The organism is Paraburkholderia aromaticivorans (assembly GCF_002278075.1).
Classification (GTDB): Bacteria; Pseudomonadota; Gammaproteobacteria; order Burkholderiales; family Burkholderiaceae; genus Paraburkholderia; species Paraburkholderia aromaticivorans.
This window is the reverse complement of record NZ_CP022990.1, coordinates 2,182,536-2,206,202: the sequence shown is the minus strand read 5'-3', so window position 1 is coordinate 2,206,202 and position 23,667 is coordinate 2,182,536. Positions and strand designations below refer to the sequence as shown.

General features: G+C 63.8%; 24 protein-coding genes. 15 read left to right on the top strand and 9 right to left on the bottom strand.

Annotated features, from left to right (window positions below):
* Positions 1-29: 29 nt before the first annotated feature.
* Together CJU94_RS29505 and polA are read right to left on the bottom strand one after the other, a co-directional pair.
* Positions 30-1,379 carry an NAD(P)/FAD-dependent oxidoreductase gene (locus CJU94_RS29505; RefSeq protein WP_095422114.1) on the bottom strand — a complete coding sequence of 450 codons (1,350 nt, stop codon included), beginning with the start codon at positions 1,377-1,379 and terminating at the stop codon, positions 30-32.
* Between the two features lie 168 nt (positions 1,380-1,547).
* Positions 1,548-4,289 carry a DNA polymerase I gene (gene polA / locus CJU94_RS29500; RefSeq protein WP_095422113.1) on the bottom strand — a complete coding sequence of 914 codons (2,742 nt, stop codon included), beginning with the start codon at positions 4,287-4,289 and terminating at the stop codon, positions 1,548-1,550.
* A 1-nt stretch (position 4,290) separates the two neighbouring features.
* Here polA and CJU94_RS29495 point away from each other — a divergent pair, with 1 nt between their 5' ends.
* A complete protein-coding gene (locus CJU94_RS29495) occupies positions 4,291-5,034 on the top strand; it encodes an LOG family protein (RefSeq protein WP_095422112.1) in 744 nt (247 codons plus the stop codon).
* A 62-nt stretch (positions 5,035-5,096) separates the two neighbouring features.
* On the opposite strand, the gene CJU94_RS29490 is transcribed toward CJU94_RS29495, so the two are convergent.
* Positions 5,097-6,014 carry a transcriptional regulator GcvA gene (locus tag CJU94_RS29490; RefSeq protein WP_095422111.1) on the bottom strand — a complete coding sequence of 306 codons (918 nt, stop codon included), beginning with the start codon at positions 6,012-6,014 and terminating at the stop codon, positions 5,097-5,099.
* 97 nt (positions 6,015-6,111) lie between these two features.
* Here CJU94_RS29490 and CJU94_RS29485 point away from each other — a divergent pair, with 97 nt between their 5' ends.
* Positions 6,112-6,681, top strand: a complete 570-nt coding sequence (locus CJU94_RS29485; RefSeq protein ID WP_095422851.1) for a chromate transporter — start codon at positions 6,112-6,114, stop codon at positions 6,679-6,681.
* Complete coding sequence (locus CJU94_RS29480; RefSeq protein WP_095422110.1) at positions 6,678-7,208, top strand: chromate transporter; 531 nt, start codon at positions 6,678-6,680, stop codon at positions 7,206-7,208. The genes CJU94_RS29485 and CJU94_RS29480 overlap by 4 nt, the downstream gene beginning before the upstream one ends.
* A 55-nt stretch (positions 7,209-7,263) precedes the next feature.
* Here CJU94_RS29480 and CJU94_RS29475 read toward each other — a convergent pair whose 3' ends face one another.
* Complete coding sequence (locus tag CJU94_RS29475; protein ID WP_095422850.1) at positions 7,264-8,790, bottom strand: AMP nucleosidase; 1,527 nt, start codon at positions 8,788-8,790, stop codon at positions 7,264-7,266.
* Positions 8,791-8,989: 199 nt separating this feature from the next.
* On the opposite strand from CJU94_RS29475, the gene CJU94_RS29470 reads away from it, so the two are divergent.
* From CJU94_RS29470 to CJU94_RS29445, 6 genes are all read left to right on the top strand, one after another.
* Positions 8,990-9,385 carry a hypothetical protein gene (locus CJU94_RS29470; protein ID WP_095422109.1) on the top strand — a complete coding sequence of 132 codons (396 nt, stop codon included), beginning with the start codon at positions 8,990-8,992 and terminating at the stop codon, positions 9,383-9,385.
* A gap of 224 nt (positions 9,386-9,609) precedes the next feature.
* On the top strand, positions 9,610-10,605 hold the full coding sequence (locus tag CJU94_RS29465; protein WP_095422108.1) for a homoserine kinase: 996 nt from the start codon (positions 9,610-9,612) through the stop codon (positions 10,603-10,605).
* Positions 10,596-11,402, top strand: coding sequence for a BPSS1780 family membrane protein (locus tag CJU94_RS29460; protein ID WP_095422107.1), 807 nt, complete (start codon positions 10,596-10,598; stop codon positions 11,400-11,402). The genes CJU94_RS29465 and CJU94_RS29460 overlap by 10 nt, the downstream gene beginning before the upstream one ends.
* A 169-nt stretch (positions 11,403-11,571) precedes the next feature.
* Positions 11,572-12,024, top strand: a complete 453-nt coding sequence (locus tag CJU94_RS29455) for a MarR family winged helix-turn-helix transcriptional regulator (protein ID WP_095422106.1) — start codon at positions 11,572-11,574, stop codon at positions 12,022-12,024.
* A 173-nt stretch (positions 12,025-12,197) separates the two neighbouring features.
* Entirely contained in the window at positions 12,198-12,617 is a 420-nt protein-coding gene (locus CJU94_RS29450) for an organic hydroperoxide resistance protein (RefSeq protein WP_095422105.1), read from the top strand.
* Positions 12,618-12,845: 228 nt separating this feature from the next.
* Positions 12,846-14,345 (top strand): cryptochrome/photolyase family protein, encoded by a 1,500-nt coding sequence (locus CJU94_RS29445; RefSeq protein WP_095422104.1) that lies wholly within the window; start codon positions 12,846-12,848, stop codon positions 14,343-14,345.
* 277 nt (positions 14,346-14,622) lie between these two features.
* Here the strand turns inward: CJU94_RS29445 and CJU94_RS29440 are convergent, their stop codons facing one another.
* Positions 14,623-14,799 carry a DUF3563 family protein gene (locus CJU94_RS29440; RefSeq protein ID WP_095422103.1) on the bottom strand — a complete coding sequence of 59 codons (177 nt, stop codon included), beginning with the start codon at positions 14,797-14,799 and terminating at the stop codon, positions 14,623-14,625.
* 107 nt (positions 14,800-14,906) lie between these two features.
* Positions 14,907-16,103, bottom strand: a complete 1,197-nt coding sequence (locus CJU94_RS29435; RefSeq protein ID WP_095422102.1) for an extracellular catalytic domain type 1 short-chain-length polyhydroxyalkanoate depolymerase — start codon at positions 16,101-16,103, stop codon at positions 14,907-14,909.
* Between the two features lie 398 nt (positions 16,104-16,501).
* Here CJU94_RS29435 and CJU94_RS29430 point away from each other — a divergent pair, with 398 nt between their 5' ends.
* From CJU94_RS29430 to CJU94_RS29415, 4 genes are all read left to right on the top strand, one after another.
* Positions 16,502-17,203, top strand: a complete 702-nt coding sequence (locus CJU94_RS29430) for a phosphatase PAP2 family protein (protein WP_095422101.1) — start codon at positions 16,502-16,504, stop codon at positions 17,201-17,203.
* A gap of 136 nt (positions 17,204-17,339) precedes the next feature.
* Positions 17,340-18,113: a molybdate ABC transporter substrate-binding protein gene (gene modA, locus CJU94_RS29425; protein WP_095422100.1), complete on the top strand. Its 774-nt coding sequence runs from the start codon at positions 17,340-17,342 to the stop codon at positions 18,111-18,113.
* Positions 18,114-18,134: 21 nt separating this feature from the next.
* Positions 18,135-18,809 carry a molybdate ABC transporter permease subunit gene (modB, locus tag CJU94_RS29420; RefSeq protein WP_095422099.1) on the top strand — a complete coding sequence of 225 codons (675 nt, stop codon included), beginning with the start codon at positions 18,135-18,137 and terminating at the stop codon, positions 18,807-18,809.
* 1 nt (position 18,810) lies between these two features.
* Complete coding sequence (locus CJU94_RS29415; protein WP_095422098.1) at positions 18,811-19,512, top strand: sulfate/molybdate ABC transporter ATP-binding protein; 702 nt, start codon at positions 18,811-18,813, stop codon at positions 19,510-19,512.
* A gap of 24 nt (positions 19,513-19,536) precedes the next feature.
* On the opposite strand, the gene CJU94_RS29410 is transcribed toward CJU94_RS29415, so the two are convergent.
* Positions 19,537-20,373, bottom strand: a complete 837-nt coding sequence (locus CJU94_RS29410) for a TOBE domain-containing protein (protein WP_095422097.1) — start codon at positions 20,371-20,373, stop codon at positions 19,537-19,539.
* Between the two features lie 200 nt (positions 20,374-20,573).
* Here CJU94_RS29410 and CJU94_RS29405 point away from each other — a divergent pair, with 200 nt between their 5' ends.
* On the top strand, positions 20,574-21,368 hold the full coding sequence (locus CJU94_RS29405) for an SDR family NAD(P)-dependent oxidoreductase (protein WP_095422096.1): 795 nt from the start codon (positions 20,574-20,576) through the stop codon (positions 21,366-21,368).
* Between the two features lie 82 nt (positions 21,369-21,450).
* Here CJU94_RS29405 and CJU94_RS29400 read toward each other — a convergent pair whose 3' ends face one another.
* A complete protein-coding gene (locus CJU94_RS29400; RefSeq protein ID WP_095422095.1) occupies positions 21,451-21,834 on the bottom strand; it encodes a tautomerase family protein in 384 nt (127 codons plus the stop codon).
* Between the two features lie 100 nt (positions 21,835-21,934).
* On the opposite strand from CJU94_RS29400, the gene CJU94_RS29395 reads away from it, so the two are divergent.
* Positions 21,935-22,786 carry a LysR family transcriptional regulator gene (locus tag CJU94_RS29395; protein ID WP_095422094.1) on the top strand — a complete coding sequence of 284 codons (852 nt, stop codon included), beginning with the start codon at positions 21,935-21,937 and terminating at the stop codon, positions 22,784-22,786.
* 140 nt (positions 22,787-22,926) lie between these two features.
* On the opposite strand, the gene CJU94_RS29390 is transcribed toward CJU94_RS29395, so the two are convergent.
* Positions 22,927-23,583, bottom strand: coding sequence for a hypothetical protein (locus CJU94_RS29390; protein WP_095422849.1), 657 nt, complete (start codon positions 23,581-23,583; stop codon positions 22,927-22,929).
* Positions 23,584-23,667 lie beyond the last annotated feature (84 nt).

Here is a 23,667-nt window from a genome sequence, read left to right as displayed (position 1 = left end):
CGGGCGCCGGCCGGGCGCGTCAGCCCGCGTCAGTGCAGCTTGACCCGCGGCAGCGTGGTGCGGCGCAACCAATGCGCGAAGGTATCGAGCACCATCCGCGCATAGCCGTGCAGCGCGGCGATATGCAGCCGGTACAGCGACATGTACATGAAGCGCGCGAACAGCCCTTCGATCAGCATATTGCCGCCGATCACCCCGCCCATCAGATTGCCGACGGCGCTGAAATGCCCGAGCGAGACCAGCGAACCGAAGTCGCGATAGGTAAATTCCGGCAATGGCTTGCCATCGAGCCGCGCCGCCAGCGCCTTCATCAGAAAGCTCGCCTGCTGGTGGGCCGCCTGCGCGCGTGGCGGCACGTTGCGCTCATTGCCCGGCCACGGACAGGCGGCGCAATCGCCGAGCGCAAAAATGTTGTCGTCGAGTTCGGTTTGCAGCGTGCGGCGCACGATGAGCTGGCCCAGACGATTGACCGGCAGGCCGTCGAGCTGGCTCAGAATCGCCGGCGCCTTGATGCCCGCCGCCCACACCGTCAGATCGGCGCGCACGGTCTTGCCGCTGGCGGTGCGGATCAGGCCGGGCGCGACTTCGGCCACGGTTTCGCCGATCATCAGTTTCACACCCAGCTTGGTGAGCAGTTCAGCGGTGGCTGTCGAGACCCGTTCCTGCAAAGCCGGCAGAATGCGCGGCCCCGCCTCGATCAGCACGATGCCGACGTCATGCCGCGGATCGAGCTTGTGCAGACCGTAAGCGGACAACACCTGCGCTGTGTTGCGCAATTCCGCCGACAGCTCCACACCCGTCGCACCGCCTCCGACAATCGCCACCTGAATGCGCGGCTCGCCCGTGGACGACGTGCCCGGCCCCGACTCGACCGGCTCGTGCACCTGATGCTCGGCGCGCATGCAGGCCGCGATCAGGCGCTTGCGGAACCGCTCGGCCTGGCTGACCGTGTCGAGCGCGAGAGAGAACTCAGGGGCGCCTTTCACGCCGAAGAACGCGGTCGTGCTGCCGATCGCGATGATCAGCGTGTCGTATTCGAGCTCGCGTTCGGGCAGCAGTTCGGCGCCGTCGTCGTCGAGTACGGTGCCGAGCGTGAGGCGCTTGTTCGCGCGATCCAGGCCCGTCAGTTCACCCTGCTGAAATTCGAAGCCATGCCAGCGCGCTTGCGCCGCATATTCGAGCTCCTGCGTGAAGGGGTCCATGCTACCGGCCGCCACTTCGTGCAACAGCGGCTTCCAGATATGCGTGGGATTACGATCGACGAGCGTGACTTGCGCCTGCACGCTGCCCTTGTTCTTGTGGGGTGCATAGCGATCGCCCAAACGCGTCGCCAGCTCCAGTCCCCCCGCGCCTCCGCCAACGACGATAAAACGATGCATTGAACTCTCCGTGTTTGCCGATGGGTTATGCGTCGCCGCGACGCGCACGAGATCTCACACGAGCGCGCCGCCTTTGGGCGATTGTCCGCGAGCAACACGGGTTGTCACAAGCCATCAATGCACATGTGTGACATGCGCACGACGATATCGCGTCCCGTCATACCCGCGTCAATGCGCTTCTTCCCAGTTCAGCCCGGCGCCCACCTCGGCGACCAGCGGCACCTTCAGGTCGGCGACACCGCACATCAATTCGGGTAAGCGCTTGCGCACGTCGGACAATTCCGCGTCCGGTACTTCGAGAATCAATTCGTCGTGCACCTGCATGATCATGCGCGTGCCGATCTTCGACTCTTCGATCCATTTCTGCACGGCGATCATCGAGAGCTTGATCAGGTCGGCGGCGGTGCCTTGCATCGGCGCGTTGATCGCGGCACGCTCGGCGGCCTGACGGCGCGGTCCGTTGCCGCCGTTGATCTCGGGCAGCCACAGGCGGCGGCCGAACACCGTTTCGACGTAACCCTTGGCCTTCGCGCTCACGCGCGTTTCGTCCATATAGCGCGCCACGCCCGGGTAGCGTGCGAAATAGCGGTCGATATAGAGCTTCGCCGCATCGCGCGTGATGCCGAGGTTGGAAGCGAGGCCGAACGAACTCATGCCGTAGATCAGACCAAAGTTGATGACCTTGGCCACACGGCGCTGGTCGTTCGAGACTTCGAGCGGCGTCACGCTGAAGATCTCCGCCGCGGTGGCGCGGTGAATGTCTTCACCTTGCGAGAACGAGCGCAGCAACGATTCGTCGCCGGAAATGTGCGCCATGATGCGCAATTCGATCTGCGAGTAGTCCGCGGAGACCAGCTTGTGCCCAGGCGGTGCAATAAACGCTTCGCGAATACGGCGGCCTTCGCCCGTACGCACGGGAATGTTCTGCAGGTTCGGATCGTTCGACGCAAGCCGCCCCGTGACCGCCACGGCCTGCGCATAGTTGGTGTGCACGCGCCCCGTGGTGGCGTTGACCATGCGCGGCAGCTTGTCCGTGTAGGTCGACTTCAGCTTCGACAAACCACGGTGTTCGAGCAGAATCTTCGGCAGCGGAAAGTCTTCGGCAAGCTTTTGCAGCACCTCTTCGTCGGTGGACGGCGCGCCGCTCGGGGTCTTCTTGACCACCGGCAACTCCAGCTTCTCGAAGAAGATCTGCCCGATCTGCTTGGGCGAGCCCAGATTGAATTCGCCGCCGGCCAGCACGTACGCCTCGCTTTCCAACTGGATCAGACGGGTGGCGATTTCACTGCTTTGCTGACGCAGTTTCTCCGCGTCGATCAGCACGCCCGTGCGTTCCATCTTCCGCAGCACGCGCGAGGTGGGCAGTTCAATGTCGCGATAAACGTACTCGAGCGTCTTCTCCGCCGCCACTTGCGGGTACAGCGCCTGGTGCAGCCGCAAGGTGATGTCGGCGTCTTCCGCCGCGTATTCGGCAGCCTTGTCCAGCGCGACCTCGTCGAAACCGATCTGCCCCGCGCCCTTGCCCGCGACCTCTTCGTACTTGATCGTCTTCACACCGAGATGGCGCAGCGCGAGGCTGTCCATGTCATGCGTGCGATGCGATTCGACCACATACGATTGCAGCAGCGTGTCGTGTTCGATACCGCGCATTTCGATGCCGTAGTTCGCCAGCACCTGCTCGTCGTACTTGAGATGCTGGCCGACCTTCTTGTGCTCGACGCTTTCCAGCCAGGGTTTGAGCCTGGCGAGAACCTCGTCGCGCGGCAATTGCACGGGGGCGTCCGGGCCGCGATGCGCGAGCGGCACGTAGGCCGCCCGCCCGGCCTCGACCGATAAAGACAGCCCCACGATCTGCGCGACCATGGGATCGAGCGAGGTGGTTTCCGTATCGAAGGAAGTGAGTTCGGCGGCATTGATCTTCTCGAGCCATGCGTCGAATTGCTCCCACGTCTGCACGGTATCGTAATGCCGCTCGTGATCCACGGACAAGGCAGGCGGCACATCGGTTTCCGGACCTTCCACCGCGTCCGCGATTTCCACTTCGCGCAGCCATGTCTTGAAGCCGTGGCGCGTGAACACCTCGCGCAGCTCCGCGCGCGATTCCGGCTGGCTTTGCAGGCTTTCCCCGATCGACACGATATGGTCGGTCAAGTCGCAATTGCGCTCGACGGTGACGAGTTTCTTCGCCATCGGTAAGAAATCGAGCGCACGGCGCAGATTGTCTCCTACCGCACCTTTGATTTCGTCCGCATGTGCGACGATGCCATCCAGCGAGTCAAATTGCGTCAGCCATTTGATCGCTGTTTTCGGCCCGCATTTCTCGACGCCCGGCACGTTGTCGACGGTATCGCCGATCAACGACAGGTAGTCGATAATGCGCTCCGGCGGCACGCCGAACTTGGCGAGCACGCCGGCGCGGTCGAGCGTTTCGTTAGTCATCGTATTGATGAGGGTGACATGATCCGACACAAGCTGCGCCAGATCCTTGTCACCCGTCGACACGATCACATTCATGCCACGCTTTTCCGCTTCGGTGCTGAGCGTACCGATCACGTCGTCGGCCTCGACGCCTTCTATCATCAGCAACGGCCAGCCGAGCGCGCGCACGGCCACATGAATCGGCTCGATCTGGCGCGAGAGATCGTCCGGCATAGACGGACGATGCGCCTTATAGTCCGGATACCAGTCGTCGCGGAACGTTTTGCCCTTGGCGTCGAACACGCACGCGCTATACTCTGCTGTGACTTCCTTGCGCATGCGCCGCAGCATGTTGATCATCCCGTAGAGCGCACCTGTCGGACCACCGTCGGGCCCGCGCAGATCAGGCATCGCATGGTAGGCCCGGTACAGATAACTCGAACCGTCGACCAATAGCAGGGTCTTACCTTCAAGGCTTCGTTCTTCAGGCATTATGACTAAGAGAAAAGTGATTCCGAGTCTGCGATCACTCGCAGATCAAGAGCGCGCAACGGCCAAAAAGGCCCGCGCATCGTGGCAGATGTTCACGATTATGGCAGAGTTTATCGAGGCGACCGAGTACCTCTCGGAGATTCGCCCGGCTGTCAGCATCTATGGTTCGGCTCGCCTGAAACCCAACTCGCCCTACTACAAACTGGCCACGCAAATCGCGCGCAAGTTGTCGGATGCCGGCTTCGCGGTGATCTCGGGCGGCGGCCCGGGCATCATGGAGGCGGCCAACAAGGGCGCTCATGCAGGCAAGGCGCCGTCCGTCGGGCTGAACATCGAATTGCCGCACGAGCAATCGGGCAATCAGTGGCAAGACATTTCGTTGCGCTTCCGCCATTTCTTCACGCGCAAGGTCACGTTCGTGAAGAACTCCGACGCGGTGATCGTCATGCCCGGCGGCTTCGGCACGCTGGACGAACTCGCCGAAGTGCTCACGCTGATCCAGACCAAGAAGTCGCGTCACGTGCCGATCATTCTGGTGGGCGCCGAGTTCTGGGAAGGCCTGCTTGGGTGGTTCAAGAACTCGCTCGCGCCAATGGGCCTGATCAACCCTACGGACATGGACCTCATGCAGGTCATCGACGATCCGGATCAGGTGCTCGAAGCGGTGCTGAAGTTCTATGAAGACCGCGAAGAAGCCGAGCCGCAGCCGACCAAGTCGGATGAAGACCGGATGTTCTATCTGTGAGGCTGCGTGCTTCGCGCCCCGGCGCGAAGCGAATGCAACGCCGCGCCATGAGCATGCGAATGCTAACGGGTAGCCTCGGCGCTGCCCGTTTCTTCCTGGTGGGTCTGATCGCCTTGCGCTTGCAGCCATTCGCAGAACTGCTCGACTAGCGGCGCCTGCGCGACCTCGCGCCTCGCGACCCACCAGTAGCCGCGCGCATCGATGCGCGGGCCCGCCAGCGGCACCACGAGCCGCCCCGACACCAGTTCGTCCGAGAGCAGGGGCAACGGGCCGAGCGCCACGCCAAGACCGTCCACCGCAGCCTGCAAGGCCAGATAGAAGTGATCGAACGATTGCTTCTTCCGGCATTTCACCATCACGCCAGCCGCCGACAACCAGTTGCTCCATGCTTCCGGCCGCGTGTCGGAATGCAGCAGCACGTGCCGCGCGAGGTCGTCGGCGACGTTGATCGGCGAGCGCCGCAATAGCGCCGGACTGCATACGGGAATCTCGCTCTCGCCAAGAAAATGGCCGCTCACGCAGTTGGCCCAGTGCGCGGGGCCGCGCCGAACCGCCACGTCGAAGCCGTCCAGGGTGTCGACTGGCGCGTTCGAGGTCGACAGTCTCAACTCCACGTTCGGCACCTTGCGCTGGAACTGATGCAGCCGTGGCAGCAGCCATTTCATCGCGAACGTAGGCAGCGCATTCACGCGCAGCACATGGACGACGCCCGTATCGCGCAATTGATCCGTCGCGAGCGCGATGCTGTCGAACGCAGCCCGAACGGTGGACAGGTAGCGGCGACCGTCGCCAGTCAGGTGCACGCGTTTGCCGCGCCGCTGGAACACCTGCACGCCGAGCCACTTTTCGAGTGCCGCAACCTGCCGGCTGATTGCACCGTGCGTCACATGCAGTTCGTTCGCCGCGGCGCTGAAACTTTCATGCCGCGCGGCGGCTTCGAAGGCGCGCAGCGCCGGAAAAGGAGGAAGGTTACGAGCCATGCTTGTGATTCTAGATCACAAGCCGGCGCGCAAAAATCGTTTTGTCCGACACGGGTTCGGCGCTAACCTCCTGAGCTTGAACTGGAAGCTAACCGATATGGACCACGATCTCACCTCGTCCGTGCCCGAGCTGGCACCCACGCCCACATTGCGGGAAATCTTCGGCGGCTTTCTCGGCCTCGGGCTGATCTCGTTCGGCGGCGCACTGCCGCTGGCGCGACGCGCGCTGGTCGAACAACGCCGCTGGCTGAGCGCCGACGAATTCACCGACTTGCTGGGCCTGTGCCAGTTCTTACCGGGCGGCAACGTGATCAACCTCTCGGTCGCGATGGGCATGCGCTTTCGCGGCGTGCCGGGCGCACTGGCGGGCCTGCTCGGACTGATCGCGGGACCGTCTCTGGTGGTGATCGGGCTCGGTGTGCTGTACGAGCACACGCAAGACGACCCGCACATTCGCCACCTGTTTGCCGGTCTGGCCGCCGCGGCGGCCGGACTGTTGATCTCGATGGCCGTGAAGATCCTGCTGCCGTTACGGCATAGTCCGATGGCCGCGCTCATCGCGGCGCTCGGCTTCATTGCGATTGCGATCATGCGTTTGCCGCTTCTGCCCACCATGCTCGTGCTGACGCCGCTCAGCATCTACATCGCATCGCGGAGCGCACGATGAACGACACGCTCGTTTCCCTCGCCGTTATCTTCAGTCAGCTTTCGCTGCTCGCATTCGGCGGCGGCAATACGATTCTTCCGGAGATGCAGCGGCAAGTGGTGGATGTGCATCACTGGATGCCGGCGAGCGAATTCAGCGCGCTGTTCGCGCTCGCGCAAGCCGCACCCGGGCCGAATCTGATGATCGTCACGCTGGTCGGCTGGCATGTGGCCGGCTGGGCCGGCATGCTGGTGACCTCGGTGGCGAAGTTCGGCCCGTCGTCGCTCGTGACGATACTCGCGATGCATGCGTGGGAGCGATTCAAAGACCGCCCGTGGCGTCGCTATGCGCAGTCGGGACTGGTGCCGGTGACCGCCGGCCTCGTCGCGGCGAGCGCCTCGCTCATTGCCGAGGCGTCGAACCCGACGGCAATCGCGTGGGCCATCACGGCCTTCACCGCCGTGATGGCGATGAAGACGCGCATTCATCCGCTGTGGCTGCTGGCGGCCGGCAGTTTGATCGGGTTGACCGGCTTCGGGCAGCTTTGAACGAGCAAGGGCGAGCCGGATCCGAGCTCGCCCTTGTTTGCCCGTGAAAAGGCGCTTACTGGAACGCCACTTCCGCGAAGCTGCGCAGCTTGCGGCTATGCAAACGATGCAGCCCGTTCATCCGCAATAGCTCCATTGCCTTCACGCCGATCTGCAGATGCTGATCGACCTGCGCGCGATAGAACTGATCGGCCATGCCCGGCAGCTTCAGCTCGCCATGCAAGGGCTTGTCCGATACGCAGAGCAAGGTGCCGTAAGGCACGCGGAAACGGAAGCCGTTGGCGGCGATCGTCGCGCTTTCCATGTCGAGTGCAATCGCGCGGCTTTGCGACAGGCGCTGCACCGGCTCGCGGTGATCGCGCAATTCCCAGTTGCGGTTGTCCACGCTCGCCACCGTGCCCGTACGCATCACGCGCTTCAATTCGACGCCGTCCAGTTGCGTGACCTGTGCGACCGCGCGTTCCAGCGCGACCTGCACTTCGGCGAGCGCCGGAATCGGCACCCACAGCGGCAAGTCGTCGTCGAGCACGTGATCCTCGCGCACATAGCCGTGCGCCAGCACATAGTCGCCGAGACGCTGCGTGTTGCGCAGCCCGGCGCAGTGGCCGAGCATGATCCAGGCATGCGGACGCAGCACGGCGATGTGATCCGTAATGGTCTTCGCATTGGACGGCCCGACGCCGATGTTGACCATCGTGATGCCGCTGCCGTCGGCGCGCTTCAGGTGATACGCCGGCATTTGCGGCAGGCGCGGCGGAGCCGTGCCTTCCTGCGCCTGCTCGCCGAGGTTCTCGTTGTACGTGACCACGTCGCCGGGCTCGACGAACGACGTGTATTCGCTGCGATAGGCGCGCTGCTCTTCGTCGTCGGTATGGGCCATCATCGTGCGGCCGAGTTTGACGAACTCGTCGATATAGAACTGGTAATTCGTATACAGCACGTAGTTCTGGCAATGCGTGGGCGAAGTCGCCGTATAGTGTTTCAGCCGATGCAGCGAGAAATCGACCCGCGCCGCCGTGAACAGCGCGAGCGGATGCGGCTCGCCCGGCTGCGGCTCATACGTGCCGTTGACGATGCGGTCGTCGAGCAGCGCGAGGTCCGGTGTGTCGAACACGTCGCGCATCAGGAACAGGCGCTCGCGATCCAGATCGCCTTCGAGGTGGATGCCTTCGGCAAAGGCGAAATGAATCGGAATCGGCTGGTCCGAGACACCGACTTCGATCTGCACGTGATGGTTCTTCGCCAGCAGGCGCAATTGCTCGCGATAGTAATTGCCGAACAGATCCGGCCGCGTGACGGTCGTTTCGAAGACGCCCGGGCCCGCGACGAAACCATACGAACGACGCGAGTCGATATGCGTGTTGACTTCAGTGCACACGCGCACGAAGGGATAGCAGGCGCGCACGCGGCTCGGGAACAGCTCGTTGCGGCGATAGCGCGCGAAGGCGTCGCGCAGGAACGAAGTGTTCGCTTCGTAGATCGCCGAGAGGCGCGTGACGGCCTCGGTCGCGTCGTCGAAGGATTCGGTTGGGAAGCTGTTGGCGGGAGTCTGCACCGCGCGTTGATTGGTATCGTTGTTCATCTTCATTCGCCTCGATTGATGAGGCCACATTACCACGGAACGCGTGATCGCCAAATGACCTGGCGGCTCCGCAACACACGCTCGGGCGCGGCTCGCGAGATTGCGGGCACGCCGCGCGAAAGGGGCGCAAAATAAGGCGATCGCGCCCGGTGGCCAGGCTGGATTTGCTAGAATCGGGGCACTCTATCGGAGAATCACCATGAAGCCGCTCCTTCCCGTCGCCGTTGCACTGGCCCTCGCCTTTGGCAACGCCGCGATGGCAGCCCAGCCTGTCGACGACACGCCGCCCGCCGGCGTGCCTCAGTCCGCCAATGAACGGGCCGGCCTGCCGGATCTGGAGAAGATCAATCGGCCGGCCGCCGAGGTCAGCTCGAAGGTCGAAATCAACGTGCCGCGCACGCCGAGCTTTTACGAACGCAGTGCCAACGGCACCGAAATCACCGAATACCGCGACAAAGGCAAGCCCGTCGAAATCAACGTGCATTCGAACCTCGGCACGCGCTACCAGATGAGCGCGCCGCTCGACACGTCGCCCACCGTGCGCGACAACGGCCGCGCGAGCACGCGCTTGCCGTCGGTGAATCTGACCTATTGATGCATGCCGGGGCGGCGCCCCGGTGTGGGCCGCCGCCCGGATCCACGCGCCCGCCGGGCGTCGGCCCGGGTCTCGGCCTGCTTGCCGAGTTTCACCCTGGCCGTACGCCACTGAAATGCCGTAGCGCTTCACGGTCCCGCAGACCACGTTTTCGTACCGCATGTGCCGCATATCGCACTGGCCGCATCGCGCCAGCCCGACCAACCTGAACCGACGTTTCCCGCATGGCTGTCTTCACCGCTGTCACTGAACCCCAACTTGCAGAATGGATGCGCCATTACGACCTCGGCGACGTCGTCGAATTTCGCGGCATCTCCTCCGGTATTGAGAACAGCAACTTCTTTCTGACGACAACGCGCGGCGAATATGTCCTCACGATCTTCGAAAAGCTGACGGCCGAACAACTGCCGTTCTATCTCGACCTTATGCGGCATCTCGCCGCGCACCGCGTGCCGGTGCCGGACCCCATGCCACGCGAAGACGGCGCGCTGTTCGGGCTGTTGCAAGGCAAGCCCGCCGCGATCGTGACGAAGCTCGAGGGCGCGCCGGAATTGGCGCCGGGCGTCGAACACTGCATCGAGGTCGGGCAAATGCTGGCGCGCATGCACCTGGCGGGACGCGACTACCCGGCCTATCAGCCGAACCTGCGCAGCCTGCCATGGTGGAAGGAAACCGTGCCGACCATTCTGCCTTTTCTGGAAGGCGAGCAACGTGAGTTGCTGTCGTCCGAACTGGCGCATCAGGAAGCCTTTTTCGCCTCGGCCGATTACGCCGCGCTGCCCGGAGGTCCGTGCCACGCCGATCTGTTCCGCGACAACGCCATGTTCGCCCACGCCGCTCCTGACACGGGCCACGAGGTGCGCCTGGGCGGTTTCTTCGACTTCTACTTCGCCGGCTGCGACAAGTGGCTGTTCGACGTGGCGGTGACGGTCAACGACTGGTGCGTCGACCTCGCCACCGGCAAACTCGACGATGCACGCACCGAAGCGATGCTGCGCGCCTATCAGACCGTGCGCCCGTTCACCGTCGAAGAAAATCGTCACTGGGGCGACATGTTGCGCGCCGGCGCATACCGTTTCTGGGTCTCGCGCCTGTATGATTTCCATTTGCCGCGCGCGGCCGAGTTGCTCAAACCACACGACCCCGGCCATTTCGAGCGCATTCTGCGCGAACGCCTGTCCGGTGTTGCACTTCCAGGCATTCATACCTCATGCAACTGATCGAAGTCCCCGCGAAAACCGGCTATGTGTGGTTCCGGCAGGGTATCTGGCTGTTCCGTAAGAACCCGCTCGCGTTCCTGACGCTGTTCTTCACCTATCTGCTGGTGATGACGCTCGTGTCGCAGATTCCCGTGATCGGCGGCGTGCTGCCGCTCGCGTTCATTCCGGGCGTCGCGGTCGGTTTCATGGCGGCGTGCCGCAACACGATTGCCGGCAAGCCGGTGTTTCCGACCATTCTGGTGGACGGTTTCCACTCGTATGGCCCGGTGGTCGCCAAACGGCTGCTGGTGCTCGGCGTGCTCTACGTCGTCGCGATGGCGCTGGTGCTGGCCGGTTCGGCGCTCGCCGACGGCGGCATGCTGCTGAAGGTGATGCTGGGCGCCGCCACGATGGATCAGGACGCGATAGCCAATAGCAATATTCCGCTAGCAGTCATCACCGCCTTGGCGCTTTACCTCCCGGTCGCAATGATTTTCTGGTTCTCGCCGATTCTCACCGCTTGGCATGACGTGCCGCCCGTCAAGGCAATGTTCTTCAGCATCGTCAGTTGCTGGCGCAACCGCGGCGCGTTCATCGTGTTCGGCGCGCTCTGGTTCGCAGTGGCGATCACGGTATCGCTCGGCTTGTCCGCGCTGATGCAGGCGCTGGGCGCCGGCGACTTCGCGTTCGCGGTCCTGATGCCCGCCACGATGATCGTGACGACCATGCTGTACTGCTCGTTCTACGCAACCTATCGCGGCTGTTTCGGCGTGCAAACGCCCGAAACACCGGACTTGCCAACCACACCGGCGGCTTGACCTCCATGCCGGGGCGAGCGCAGTTCTAGCGCCGCCCCTGCACTGCCTGCACTGCGGCGCCCACTCTCCCGCTTCAGAAATTCCCAACCGCACTCGTCAACCTGCGCCGAATTGCGGCACAATGGTTTGCGCGCAATCGATTTGCACGCTATTTTTTGCGAGATGCATCATGACCCAGCGCTCCGCTTTGCCCTTCACGCTCGACGAGCAACTCTGCTTCGCCCTCTACTCCACCTCGCTCGCCATGACGAAGGCGTACAAGCCGCTGCTCGACAAGCTCGGCCTGACCTATCCGCAATATCTCACGATGCTGGTGCTGTGGGAGAGCGACGACATCACGGTGAAAGACATGGCCGCGCGCCTGAACCTCGATTCGGCGACGGTCACGCCGCTGCTCAAGCGACTCGAGACACAGGGGCTGGTGGCACGCGTGCGCGGCGTCGACGACGAGCGTCTCGTCTATGTGCGGCTCACCAAAGCCGGTTCGGCACTCAAGCGCCAGGCGCGCGAAGTGCCCGCGGAAATCTTCTGCGCGACGCAGCAGACGCCCGAATTTCTGCTGCGTCTGCGGGATGACCTGACTCGCCTGCGCGCCACCCTCAACGATTACATGGACCACTAGCTGGCGCGTTGCGGAACATGTGCTATCGGTACGATATAAAAAATAGTTTGCACACAAATTATTTGTACACTATCTTTATCGCATGCCAACGCAACCAGTGCCCTGCCGGAAAGGTGGGCCGGCAAACGCAGCAAATACCCAGATCCTGACAATCCAGACAAAGGAGCAGCACCATGAACATCCTCTACAAGGCAAGCGCAACGAGCACCGGTGGCCGCGACGGCCGTGCCGTGTCGTCGGATAATGCATTGGACGTCAAGCTGGCCGCACCGCGCGAGCTGGGCGGCACTGGCGCAGCGGGTACGAATCCGGAACAACTGTTCGCCGCCGGCTACTCGGCGTGTTTCCTGAGCGCCATGAAGTTTGTCGCCGGCCAGCACAAAAAGACTTTGCCGGCAGACACGCAAGTCACGGCGGAAGTCGGCATCGGCCCGAACGACAAAGGCGGCTTCGCGCTCGATATCGACCTGCGCGTTTCGCTGCCGGGTCTGGACGCCGACGCGGCGAGGGAACTGGTCGACGCGGCCCATCAGGTCTGCCCGTACTCGAACGCCACGCGCAACAACGTCGCGGTCCGTTTGCAAGTCGCCTAAGCTGCGGCTTCGATGCATCGCTAAAGCATGGTTCAAACATGGCTCGGGAGGCGCAAAGAACGCGCCGCCTGGCACACACAGCGCCCGTACCCTGCACAATAGGGGCCGGGCGCTGTCCCACTTTGCGGACGCGGCATGCAATGTGCAATACGGGCTCGTGCCGCCACCTGCTTCGCCTGCGGCCGGCGATAGCGCAGCCATCCCCTGGTTCAACGATCCACATTCCCGATGACACGCGTCCGACGACTCAACGACACCTTCGACACCGGTCTGGTCTGGCTTCGCCGCGACCTGCGCAGCACGGACAACGCCGCGCTCTACTACGCGCTCAAGCACTGCGAGCGCGTGTGGTGCGTATTCGTGTTCGATACGACGATCCTGCGGCCTCTGGTCGAAGTCTGGCGGGCTCGCCATCCAGACACGCCGCCGCAGGACCGCCGCGTCGAGTTCATTCTCGCGGCGCTGGGTGAGCTGGACGAGGCGTTGCGCGTCAAGGGGGGCGGTCTGATCGTGTTGCACGGCGATCCGGCCGAATTGGTGCCGATACTGGCCGGCGACCTCGGTGTGGACGCGGTGTTCGCGAATCACGACTACGAGCCGGTCGCAATCGAGCGCGACGAGACGGTGCGCGAGCAACTCGCCGATGCCGAACGCCAATGGCTGACGTTCAAGGACCAGGTGATTTTCGAACGCGACGAGGTGCTCACGGCGCAGAGCAAACCGTTCACGGTGTTCACGCCGTACAAGAATGCCTGGCTCAAGCAACTGACCGCGTTCGATCTGAAGCCGTATCCCGTGGAAAAGTACGCCAAGCATCTGGCCGCACTGCCGTCGAAGCTGGATCGCCAGCTACCGACGCTCGAACAACTCGGCTTTGCGCCAAGCAGCCTCGGTGAACTCAAGCTGCCCACCGGCATGAGCGGCGCGCAACATCTGCTCGACGATTTCATGACCCGCATAGACAGCTACGCCGACCGGCGCGACTTCCCCGCGGCCAAGGGCCCGAGCTATCTGTCGATGCATCTGCGCTTCGGCACCGTCTCGATCCGCACGCTCGCACGCCTTGCCCACGAGATGTCGCTGCAACCCGACGGACAGGGCTCGGCTACGTGGCTGTCGGAACTGATCTGGCGCGACTTCTACTTCATGATTCTGGCGCATCATCCGCGGCTCGCGAGCGGGGCGTCGTTCAAGGAAGAGTACGACCGGCTGCGCTGGGAGCGAGGACCGGAAGCGGACGAAGCATTCGCCGCGTGGTGCGACGGACGCACAGGCTACCCGCTGGTCGACGCCGCCATGCTGCAACTGAACCGCACCGGCTACATGCACAATCGCTTGCGGATGGTGACGGCGAGTTTTCTGGTCAAGGATCTCGGCGTGGACTGGCGGCTCGGCGAGCGATATTTCGCCGAACAGCTAAACGACTTCGATTTCTCGGCGAATAACGGCGGCTGGCAGTGGGCGGCGTCGACGGGATGCGATGCGCAGCCTTACTTCCGGATTTTCAATCCGGTCACGCAGTCCGAAAAATTCGACGCCGAAGGACGCTTTATCAAGCGCTACCTGCCTCAGCTTGCAAAGCTGCCGTCGAAATGGATTCATGCACCGTGGCAAGCGGGCGCGGAACGGCTCGCCGAATGCGGTGTGGTGTTGGGCAAAGACTATCCGGCGCCGATCGTGGACCATGCCGAAGCACGGGCGCGTACGTTGGCCCGCTTTGGCAAGTGAGCACCCGCTCACGTCGCATTGCTGTGGTTCAGTACATCTGAAAAAGCTCAGGGATGAGCCGATTGCCGTCGTTGCTGGCGTTACCGGAAATGAACGGCAAGGCAAGCGGACTTATTGATGTGCTGTGCAACTTGGGTGGCGTTCGCCGCGGAGTTGAATCACGCGTGGTGGCAATTGAATCCGGCTGTCTGCGCGCTCGCGCAAGTCGACGACAGCTTGGGCGCTTCACCCGAAACATCGACGTCTCAATACGCGCCGATGTTTTAGCTTGTGCAGCTTAGTGCTGGGTCATCCATGACGGTTGGCGGACATTCGCCTCGCGGTCCAGCTTGCGCATACGGAATTCCAGATCGTACAGATCGGTGGCTTCAGCGAGGAATGCGTCAGCACGTTCCTTAGCGAGTTGATCGGGCGATTTGGTCAAGAACAGAAACAGGCGGCTAAGCAGATACATGGTCAACCTCGAAAGTGAGTTTAGGCGTTACTACCTAGGGGATAACCCGTATTATAGGGAAAACCCTAGTTACACGCCAGCACTCAATTCGAAATGTTGCTTTCAGGTCACCGTGCGCCGGCGGAGACCGCCGTGGCGGCCGTTTCCGCGATACGGCCAGTTCCCGTGCGGCGCTGATGCTTGAAGAACTCCCACACCATGGCGCTTGCGTCCGGACCTTTGGCGGAGTGAAACGGCACCGCGTCATCGCCGCCGCTCCACGCATGGGCAAGCCCTTGCACTCGGCACAGCCGCACCAGGCGCCGGCCGCCGCGCAGATAGTCGCGCATCACCACGCCGCCCTTGCGCTCTTCGCGCACTTCGCCGGATTTGCGCGCACCGTTCTGGTCGACGACACGATTCAGACGAAGAAACTGCACCGCCAACTGGTCCGCATTGACCGGCGCGACCACATGGTCGGCGTCGCCGTGAATGATGATGGCGGGCATGCCGGGATAACTGGCGACGTCGGCGGTCTCGTCGACCAGTTCGGCTGGCTCACGGCGCGCGCCGCGCCGCATCACGTCCATCGCCGCGATGCCGGAACGCGCCTCGCCGAAAGCGGGGCCGGAATGCAGCGCGACCGCCGCGAAATGCTCGGGATAGTTGACGGCCAAAAGCGCCGTCAACCCCGCCCCGGCGGAGATTCCGGCGACGTACACGCGCTCGCTGTCGAAACCATGCTGCGCAATCAGCGCGTCCACCAGCGAAACCACCGCGCGCGCTTCAGCCCCGCCCGCGTTTTCACCGGCGTCGTACCAATGCCAGCAGCGATGCGAATGCACGTGCTTCGACTGTTCCGGATAAACCACGGCAAACCCGAAACGGTCGGCCAGCACATTCATCCGCGTGCCTTCGGCAAATTCATCGATCGACTGGGTGCAGCCGTGAAGCATCACCACCAGCGGCATGGCCTCGAACGCATGGCCCGCCGGGATATACAAGCCATACTGAAGATGATTGACGAGCCGGCCGGGCGCAGCAGGCGCGGAGTGGAACGAGCGCGTCCACGAGCCGCTCGCCCATGCCGACGCACGCGGACGCACCCGCGATTCGCGGGCGGCGGCGCGCGGCACGTCGCGCTTGGCGGGCGCCCGCACGGCCGCAGCCGGCTTGAGCGGGCGAACCTTAGTGGACGGCTTGGCGGCGGCGGGCCGGGCCGGTCGCGTCGTGGTGCGCTTGGTGGTTTTGCGACTGTGCTCGGTTTGGATCGCGAGCAGCCGCTTCAGACCGCGCAGCCAGATTTTCGATAGACTTTTTGCCATTGGCGGATAACCTCGCAAAAAGGGACAGGGTCCGTCCGGTAGAACGGCAGTTTGTTGTGCATTGCACAATAACACCAATCCTCATGCGATGCTGGTACGCGGGCGCGTCATTCTGTAACGAAATTTCCGCTCGTCGAACCTTGCTGCAAGGCCGGCGTCAAACCCCTGCGCTACTCGTCCGCCGCTCGTCCGCTGGTCATTTGCCGCTTGTGCGGCAGCCAACACCCAGCGACAAAAAGCCTTGCGCGCGGCGCGACCGCTGTGCAGCACACGTCTATACTGGCGGCTGACTCCGTGACGTGCGGGCCTGACCTGTACTAGTCGGCGATTCGTGCCGCTCGCGCGTTAAATATTCTTTACCCACTCGATTCTACGCGGCCCAGGTCGCACTCTTCGCCATGCCCGATTTACCTGCCCACCTTTGGTATTCGATCACCAGCCTCGGCGGCGCCGGCATGACGCTGCCGCTCGCGTTCGCCATCGCGCTGTGGCTGGCGGTCGGCTACACATGGCGCATGGCTGCGGGCTGGCTGCTGCTTCTGGGCGCGGCCATCGGCGTGGTGACCGTGACGAAGCTGGCGTTTCTCGGCTGGGGGGTTGGCGTGCGCGAGCTGGACTTTACCGGCGTCAGCGGCCACGCCATGCTGTCTACCGCCGTTTATCCGGTCGCGCTGTTCCTGATGCTGTTGCCGGCGCGCCCGGCGATACGTCTGGCCGGCGTCCTGCTCGGCCTCGGCGCGGGGATCGCGGTCGGATTGTCGCGCGTCGTGCTGAGCGCTCACTCGCCTTCGGAAGCCATTACCGGCTGCCTGACCGGCGCCTTGGCGGCGCTGGTGTTCGTCCGTCTCGCGTGGCATGCCGAGCCGGGCCGGTTGTCGGCGCTCCCGGTCGCCGCCAGCATGATGGTCCTCGCGCTGCTGATGCACGGCGTGCACGTGCCCACGCAGCGCTGGGTCACCCATATCGCGCTAAAAGTGTCCGGTCATGACCGGCCGTTCATCCGCGCAAAGTGGAAAGCGGTGCGAGATGCCCGTCCGGGCACGGCGCCGCTGTCGCAGACACTCAACATGCTGGCGCCGCCGCAGTCGTCCCGCGTCTGAAAACCTTCTCTGCCGTTCAATGAGCGGCCTCATGCGCACGGCTGAATAACGGTCATTGGCCACCGCTATAACCTTTCGTATATTACGATAGCGTTTTTCACCGCCGATCCGGCTCCCGCCGGACTTTCAAACGCTCATGACACTCTGCCGCCACCTTTTGAAGCAGGCGCTGTTCGTTGCCAGCGCTGTCTCCGTCGTCGTCAGCGCCCATGCACGCGCCGACGAACTGGTGGTCTCCGCCGCTGCCAGCCTGACCACCGCGTTCAAGGCGGTCAGCGAAGTCTTCGAGCAGCAGCATCCGGGCACCAAGGTGCTACTGAACTTCGGCGCGTCGGACGTCCTGATGCAGCAGATCGTCAAGGGCGCGCCCGTCGATGTGTTCGCATCCGCGGATCAGAAGGCCATGGACAAGGCCGCCGCCGAAAAAGTAATCGTGCCGGCCACACGCAAGGACTTCGCTGCCAATTCGCTGGTGCTGATCGTGCCGACGGACAGCCATTTCGCGCCGGCAAACCTGAACGATCTGGCAACGGCGAACGTGAAGCGCGTCGCGTACGGCGATCCGGCTTCCGTGCCGGTTGGCCGTTACACGCAGGGGGCGCTGCAGGCCGCGGGCGTGTGGGACGCCGTGAGCGCGAAGGCCGTGCTGGCGTCGAATGTCCGCCAGAGCCTCGACTATGTGTCGCGTGGCGAAGTCGACGCCGGCTTCGTGTTCAGTACGGACGCGGCGGTCATGCCGGACAAGGTCAAGGTCGCGACGAACGTGCCGACGCAAACGCCGATCACCTATCCGATCGCGCAAGTGGCAGGCAGCCGTCACGCGGCGGACGCTCAGGCGTTCATGAACTTCGTGCTGTCGCCGCCCGGCCAGGCCGTGCTCGCGAAGTACGGCTTCAAGCCCGCGCACTAACTTCACGGGACGCGCACGCTCATGCAACAGGCCTGGATTCCGCTCCTGCTGTCGTTGAAAGTCGCGGGCTGGGCCACCGCGCTCAATCTGGTATTCGGCGTCGCGGCGGCCTTCGGTTTGTCGCGCTGGCGCTCCGGCGCGCGCGACGTGATCGATTCGCTGCTGATGCTGCCGCTCGTCATGCCGCCCACCGTGCTCGGCTATTACCTGCTCGTCCTGCTCGGTCGGCGCGGCGTGATCGGCGGCTGGCTCGACCGCTTCGATATCCAGTTGGTGTTCACCTGGCAGGGTGCGGTGATCGCGTCGACGGTCGTGGCCTTTCCGCTCGTGCTGAAATCGGCGCGCGCCGCTTTCGAAGCCGTCGATCCGCAACTCGAACGAGCCGCGCGCACGCTCGGCGTCAGCGAAACGGCCGTGTTCTTTCGCGTGACGCTGCCGCTCGCCGCGCGCGGCATTCTCGCCGGCGGCCTGCTCGCCTTCGCGCGGGCACTCGGCGAATTCGGCGCGACACTGATGATCGCGGGCAACCTGCCGGGGCGCACGCAGACGCTTTCGGTGGCGGTCTATTCAGCCGTGCAGGCCGGCGACGACAGCACCGCGAATTTCCTCGTGCTCGTGACCTCGGTGACGTGCGTCGTGATCCTGTTGCTCGCGGGGCGCCTCGTACCGCAGCACACGCTTTTGAAGTCCAGTTGATATGCTGCTCGCCGTCGACATCCGCAAGACCTTCCAGAGCGCCGAACGCCGCTTCACGCTCGAGGTCGCCTTTGAGGCCGCCTCACAACGCGTCGTGCTGTTCGGCCCGTCCGGCGCGGGCAAGAGTCTGACGTTGCAGGCTATCGCCGGTCTGCTGCGCCCCGACGAAGGGGCGATCACGCTGCATGGCAACGCGCTGTTCGACAGCGCGCGCGGCATCGATCTGAAACCGCAAGCGCGCAAGATTGCCTATCTGTTTCAGGACTACGCGCTATTTCCGCATCTGAACGTACGGCAGAACATCGGTTTCGGCTTGCAGCACGGCTGGCTCAATCCGCGTGCGCGGATCACCCATCCGCAGATCGACTACTGGCTCGATGCGCTCGAATTGACGAGCGTGGCGGCCAATCATCCGGCGCAGCTTTCCGGTGGCCAGAAGCAACGCGTGGCGCTGGCGCGGGCGCTCGTCGCGCAACCTCGGCTGTTGCTGCTGGACGAGCCGTTTTCGGCGCTCGACAGCGCCTTGCGTCAGCGCATGCGCCGCGAGCTGTCCGAGCTGCAAACGCGGCTCGATATTCCGATGGTCTTGATCACCCACGATCCCGACGATGTCGCCGCCTTCGGCGATCAGGTCGTGCAGGTCAGCGACGGCCGCGTGCGCGAGAATCATCCGTTCGCCGGCTACGCGCGCAGCGAGAGCTGACTCGAGCGCCGGCCGGTCGCGCGCTCAGTCCTTCACACCGAGTATCACGCTCGACGCCTTGAATGCCGCGACGGCGCGCCCGCCTTCCGCGAGACCGAGCGTGGCGGCGCTTTCATTGGTGACGACCGCGGTAATCACCGCGCCGCCTTCCAGCACCAGCGACACCTCGGCATTGACGGCGCCGCGCTTCACGCTCTGCACCTTGCCGCGCAACTGATTGCGCGCCGAGAGTTTGAGCGGCGCGCCGGTTTCGTTGTCGACCAGCAGCACGACCCATGACGCCTTGATCAACGCGAACGCCGCCGCGCCCTCCACGAGGCCCAAGGTCTCGGTGCTTTCATGCGTGATGACGGCAACGATCGCGTGCCCGCCCGGCAACGCGAGCGTGACTTCGTCGTTGACAGTGCCGCGCGTGATCGCCGACACCGTGCCATAGAGCTGATTGCGCGCGCTCGTCTTCACGCCGATGCGGCCGATCAGATCCCAGTCCGTCGCGAACCCTTCGATCGCCGCGCCCGCGCGTTCGAGAAAGCGCCGGTGCTCGCGTTCCACCGCGCGAAACGTCTCGATCAGTTTCACGGCGCGCGGCGTCAGGGTGGTGCCGCCGCCGCCCTTGCCACCGGTCAGGCGCACCACGAGCGGCTCGCCGGCGAGGTTGTTCATCGTGTCGATCGCATCCCACGCGCCCTTGTAACTCATGCCGACGGCTTTGGCCGCGCTGGTGATCGAACCGGTCTCGCCGATCGCCGCGAGCAGCGCGATCCGCGACGCGCCGCCGAGCGTCTGCGCACCCGCCTGAAACCATACGGAGCCGCCGAGTTCGAGGGTTTCGCGGGAAGGATCGGGGGGATCGAAAGTCATGGGCGAAGCGGTCGACAGCCGCAAAAAGAACGTCGGATCATTATAGCGACGCCATCTGCGCCCCGCCCTGGCACGGAGCCGACCTCGCGCGCGGATAGGTGGGATACTTTCCGCTCGACGTTTCGAACACCGGGTCCTTTGCATCTTTCGGCGCGGCCAGCCTTGGCCGGTTCGCCGCAACTTCAACGAGGAGCAAGACAGTGAACATCGATCTATCGGGCAAGACTGCGGTCGTCAGTGCATCCACGGCGGGGATCGGCCTTGCGATCGCCACCGGCATCGCCGCATCGGGCGCGCAGACCATCATCAACGGACGCAAGCAGGACGCGGTGGACCGCGCGATCGACGCGATCCGCAAGACGGCGCCGCAAGCGAAATTGCAAGGTTTCGCGGGCGACCTCGGCACGCCGCAGGGCTGCGAAGCCTTGATCCAGGCCGTGCCGCAAACGGACATTCTGGTGAACAACCTCGGCGTCTTCGGCCCCGGCGATATCTTCTCCACCGAAGACGGCGATTGGGAACGCTACTTTCAGGTCAACGTGATGTCGGGCGTGCGGCTCACGCGCCACTACCTCAAAGGCATGATGGAGCGCAAATGGGGCCGCGTGGTGTTCATCTCGTCCGAGTCGGGACTGAATATTCCGCCGGACATGCTCGCGTACGGCTTTTCGAAGACCGCGCAGCTGAGCATTGCGCGCGGCATCGCCAAGCAGGCGGCCGGCAGCGGCGTGACGGTGAATGCCGTGCTGCCCGGACCGACCCTGTCCGACGGCTTGCGGGCGATGGTGGAAGAGACGGCCAAAGAGCAGGGCAAAACGGTCGAACAAGTCGCCACGGAGTTCGTGCTCGCGCATCGCAGCAGTTCGATCATCCAGCGCGCCGCCACCACCGAGGAAGTGGCGAACATGGTCGTCTACGTCTGCTCGCCGCAGGCTTCGGCGACCACCGGCGCGGCGCTGCGCGTCGACGGCGGCGTGGTCGATACGATCGCGTAACCTCGCCGCGCTTCCCAGACAACGGGCGGCATGGCCGCCCGTTTTCGCATGGAGCGTTTGCGCTACTCGTTGGGCACGGCACTCACAGCGCGTACTGTGCAATCCCATTGCCGAACGACCAGTTCTCCTTCAATACCTCGACGAGATTGATCAAAACATCCTCTCGTCGCAGCCCCGGCGATTCCGCCAGTTCGTCCGCCATGCGCTTATAAAGCGCCCTCTTTTGCTCGAGCGTGCGCGTGTTGTTCAGCGTGATCTGAATCATCACCAGATCGTCGCTTCGCTCGACGTTCAAGTATTGGTTGTCGTACACAAAATTGCCGGCCTCGTGCTCGGTGAGCAGCATGAAGATGTCGTCCTTCGGCACGTTGAATGTCGCTACCAGCGCGCGTTGGATGCTATCCGTCAGCGCCTTCCGGTATTCGGCCGGCTTGCCGGCGCGTAGAGCGATTCGTGTGAGCGGCATGATGAACCTCCTTGCTTGCGTTGATTGGGTAACGACAGCTTAGGTGCGCTCAGTCATAATAAACAGATATCGACAGTGATTTCATCTATATCCATTGAAAATGAAAGTCCTCGATCTCGACGCGGTTCGGGCGTTCGTCCTGGTCGCCGATCTACGCAGTTTCACGCGTGCGGCGGACGCGCTCGACACCACGCAATCGGCCGTCAGCCTGAAGCTCAAACGGCTGGAAGCCCATCTGGGCAAGCAATTGCTGGAGCGCACGCCGCGGGTGGTGCGCCTTTCCGCGGACGGCAACGCGTTTCTCGGCGCCGCGCGCGATCTGCTCAACGCCCATGAACGCGCGCTGGGCTCGCTCTCGGTCGAGCGTCGGCGGCTCGCGTTGGGGCTCAGCGAACATGTAGCCGGTCCGGACTTGCCGCTTCTGCTCGGCCGGCTCAATGCGCACGATCCGGGTCTCGTGATCGAATTGCATCTGGGCACGTCCTCCGCACTGCTCGCACAATTCGACGAACGGCGCCTCGACGCGGTGATCGTCCGGTATGGCGCCGACGAACCGCCGCGCGACGACGCGCAGGTGCTATTCGGCGAACCGCTCGGCTGGCTCGCCACGCCGGCGTGGTTGCCGCGAGTCGGCGAACCGTTGGCGCTGGCGCTGTTGAGCCCGCCATGCAACGTGCGCGACGTGGCGCTGCGAACGCTCGCGCAGGCGGGTGTTGGGTGGCAGGAGGTGTTCGTCGGCGGCGGGGTGGCGGCCGTGGGCGCGGCGGTGGCGGCGGGGCTGGCCGTGTCGCCGCTGGCGCGCCGGGTGGCGCCGCGCGGCCTGGTCGACGTCGGCGCACGGCTAGGCCTGCCGCCGCTGCCGGAATCGCGCGTAACCCTGCATTCGCGGGTTAGAGACGCGCGGTCGATGGAAACGTTGCGGTTGGTGACGAATGGGTTAGAGATGCAATGATCAAACAACCGTCACCGTCGGCCTGACCCGTGAATGAAATTCGACGCCTGTCTTTGGCGCCAGCAAGATAACGCTTTCGCAACAGGTTAGCGGGCCGCGACCAGCAGGCCGAAGCGCGAACGCGCGCTCCAACTTTGCGATCAGTGAATGAGCGGCGGCAGCGAGCCGCTGCTGGCGGTAGCCGGATTGCTCGTTGCGTTTGCCGAGGTGGCGCCAACGTTTGCGGATGAAGCCGCGTTTGCGGATGGCGCCGGCACATCGACGTGCGATGCAGCCGGCTTTGCCGAGTCCGGCTTCGCTGCGACCTTGACCGTTTGCGGAGACGTTTTACGGCCTTGGACCAGATTGGCGTGCATGACTTTGCCGTGTCCCGGTTTCGCCTGGACGACTTGCGCATGCCGACTCTTACCGTGCGACGCGGCGGCCGCTTTCGATGGGGTCTGGTTCGCGCCTGCTGCCTTGATCCCACTCTTTGCGGAACCCTTGGCCGCCACCTTTTTGACGTTCCCATGCGCCGACGGCTGGCTGCCGTGTGCCGCTGTCGAGGCCACGTGCGGCGCGGCATGCCGGGCGCCTACGTGCTTCTGACCGGACTTGGCAGCGGACATCGAAGCGCCTTGCGCAGCAGCGCCAGACTTGCCCTTGACTGCCGTCCCCGTCTTTTTGCCGGCCTGCTTCGTGACATGCCCGGTCTCCTCGGGCGGGTTCCACACTTCGGCATAACCCGCGGCCACCGCCGACCCCGACATGCACCACACGGCTAGCGCCGCTCCCGCTGCTACTGTTCGAACGCCCATCTCCTGCCTCTCCTGATCTTCGACTTTCATAACGAGCGGGGATTATATTCTCTTGCAAAAATCCATATTTAGACTAGTATGAAT

Excerpts from the sequence above, each read along its gene's own strand:
- CJU94_RS29505 (WP_095422114.1), bottom strand. The coding sequence starts at position 1,379 with ATGCATCGTTTTATCGTCGTTGGCGGAGGCGCGGGGGGACTGGAGCTG.
- CJU94_RS29390 (WP_095422849.1), bottom strand. The coding sequence starts at position 23,583 with ATGGGCGTTCGAACAGTAGCAGCGGGAGCGGCGCTAGCCGTGTGGTGC.
- CJU94_RS29465 (WP_095422108.1), top strand. The coding sequence starts at position 9,610 with ATGGCTGTCTTCACCGCTGTCACTGAACCCCAACTTGCAGAATGGATG.
- CJU94_RS29400 (WP_095422095.1), bottom strand. The coding sequence starts at position 21,834 with ATGCCGCTCACACGAATCGCTCTACGCGCCGGCAAGCCGGCCGAATAC.
- polA (WP_095422113.1), bottom strand. The coding sequence starts at position 4,289 with ATGCCTGAAGAACGAAGCCTTGAAGGTAAGACCCTGCTATTGGTCGAC.
- CJU94_RS29475 (WP_095422850.1), bottom strand. The coding sequence starts at position 8,790 with ATGAACAACGATACCAATCAACGCGCGGTGCAGACTCCCGCCAACAGC.
- CJU94_RS29430 (WP_095422101.1), top strand. The coding sequence starts at position 16,502 with ATGCCCGATTTACCTGCCCACCTTTGGTATTCGATCACCAGCCTCGGC.
- modA (WP_095422100.1), top strand. The coding sequence starts at position 17,340 with ATGACACTCTGCCGCCACCTTTTGAAGCAGGCGCTGTTCGTTGCCAGC.
- CJU94_RS29485 (WP_095422851.1), top strand. The coding sequence starts at position 6,112 with ATGGACCACGATCTCACCTCGTCCGTGCCCGAGCTGGCACCCACGCCC.
- CJU94_RS29495 (WP_095422112.1), top strand. The coding sequence starts at position 4,291 with ATGACTAAGAGAAAAGTGATTCCGAGTCTGCGATCACTCGCAGATCAA.
- CJU94_RS29445 (WP_095422104.1), top strand. The coding sequence starts at position 12,846 with ATGACACGCGTCCGACGACTCAACGACACCTTCGACACCGGTCTGGTC.
- modB (WP_095422099.1), top strand. The coding sequence starts at position 18,135 with ATGCAACAGGCCTGGATTCCGCTCCTGCTGTCGTTGAAAGTCGCGGGC.
- CJU94_RS29395 (WP_095422094.1), top strand. The coding sequence starts at position 21,935 with ATGAAAGTCCTCGATCTCGACGCGGTTCGGGCGTTCGTCCTGGTCGCC.
- CJU94_RS29410 (WP_095422097.1), bottom strand. The coding sequence starts at position 20,373 with ATGACTTTCGATCCCCCCGATCCTTCCCGCGAAACCCTCGAACTCGGC.
- CJU94_RS29415 (WP_095422098.1), top strand. The coding sequence starts at position 18,811 with ATGCTGCTCGCCGTCGACATCCGCAAGACCTTCCAGAGCGCCGAACGC.
- CJU94_RS29440 (WP_095422103.1), bottom strand. The coding sequence starts at position 14,799 with ATGTATCTGCTTAGCCGCCTGTTTCTGTTCTTGACCAAATCGCCCGAT.
- CJU94_RS29480 (WP_095422110.1), top strand. The coding sequence starts at position 6,678 with ATGAACGACACGCTCGTTTCCCTCGCCGTTATCTTCAGTCAGCTTTCG.
- CJU94_RS29455 (WP_095422106.1), top strand. The coding sequence starts at position 11,572 with ATGACCCAGCGCTCCGCTTTGCCCTTCACGCTCGACGAGCAACTCTGC.
- CJU94_RS29470 (WP_095422109.1), top strand. The coding sequence starts at position 8,990 with ATGAAGCCGCTCCTTCCCGTCGCCGTTGCACTGGCCCTCGCCTTTGGC.
- CJU94_RS29460 (WP_095422107.1), top strand. The coding sequence starts at position 10,596 with ATGCAACTGATCGAAGTCCCCGCGAAAACCGGCTATGTGTGGTTCCGG.
- CJU94_RS29435 (WP_095422102.1), bottom strand. The coding sequence starts at position 16,103 with ATGGCAAAAAGTCTATCGAAAATCTGGCTGCGCGGTCTGAAGCGGCTG.
- CJU94_RS29450 (WP_095422105.1), top strand. The coding sequence starts at position 12,198 with ATGAACATCCTCTACAAGGCAAGCGCAACGAGCACCGGTGGCCGCGAC.
- CJU94_RS29490 (WP_095422111.1), bottom strand. The coding sequence starts at position 6,014 with ATGGCTCGTAACCTTCCTCCTTTTCCGGCGCTGCGCGCCTTCGAAGCC.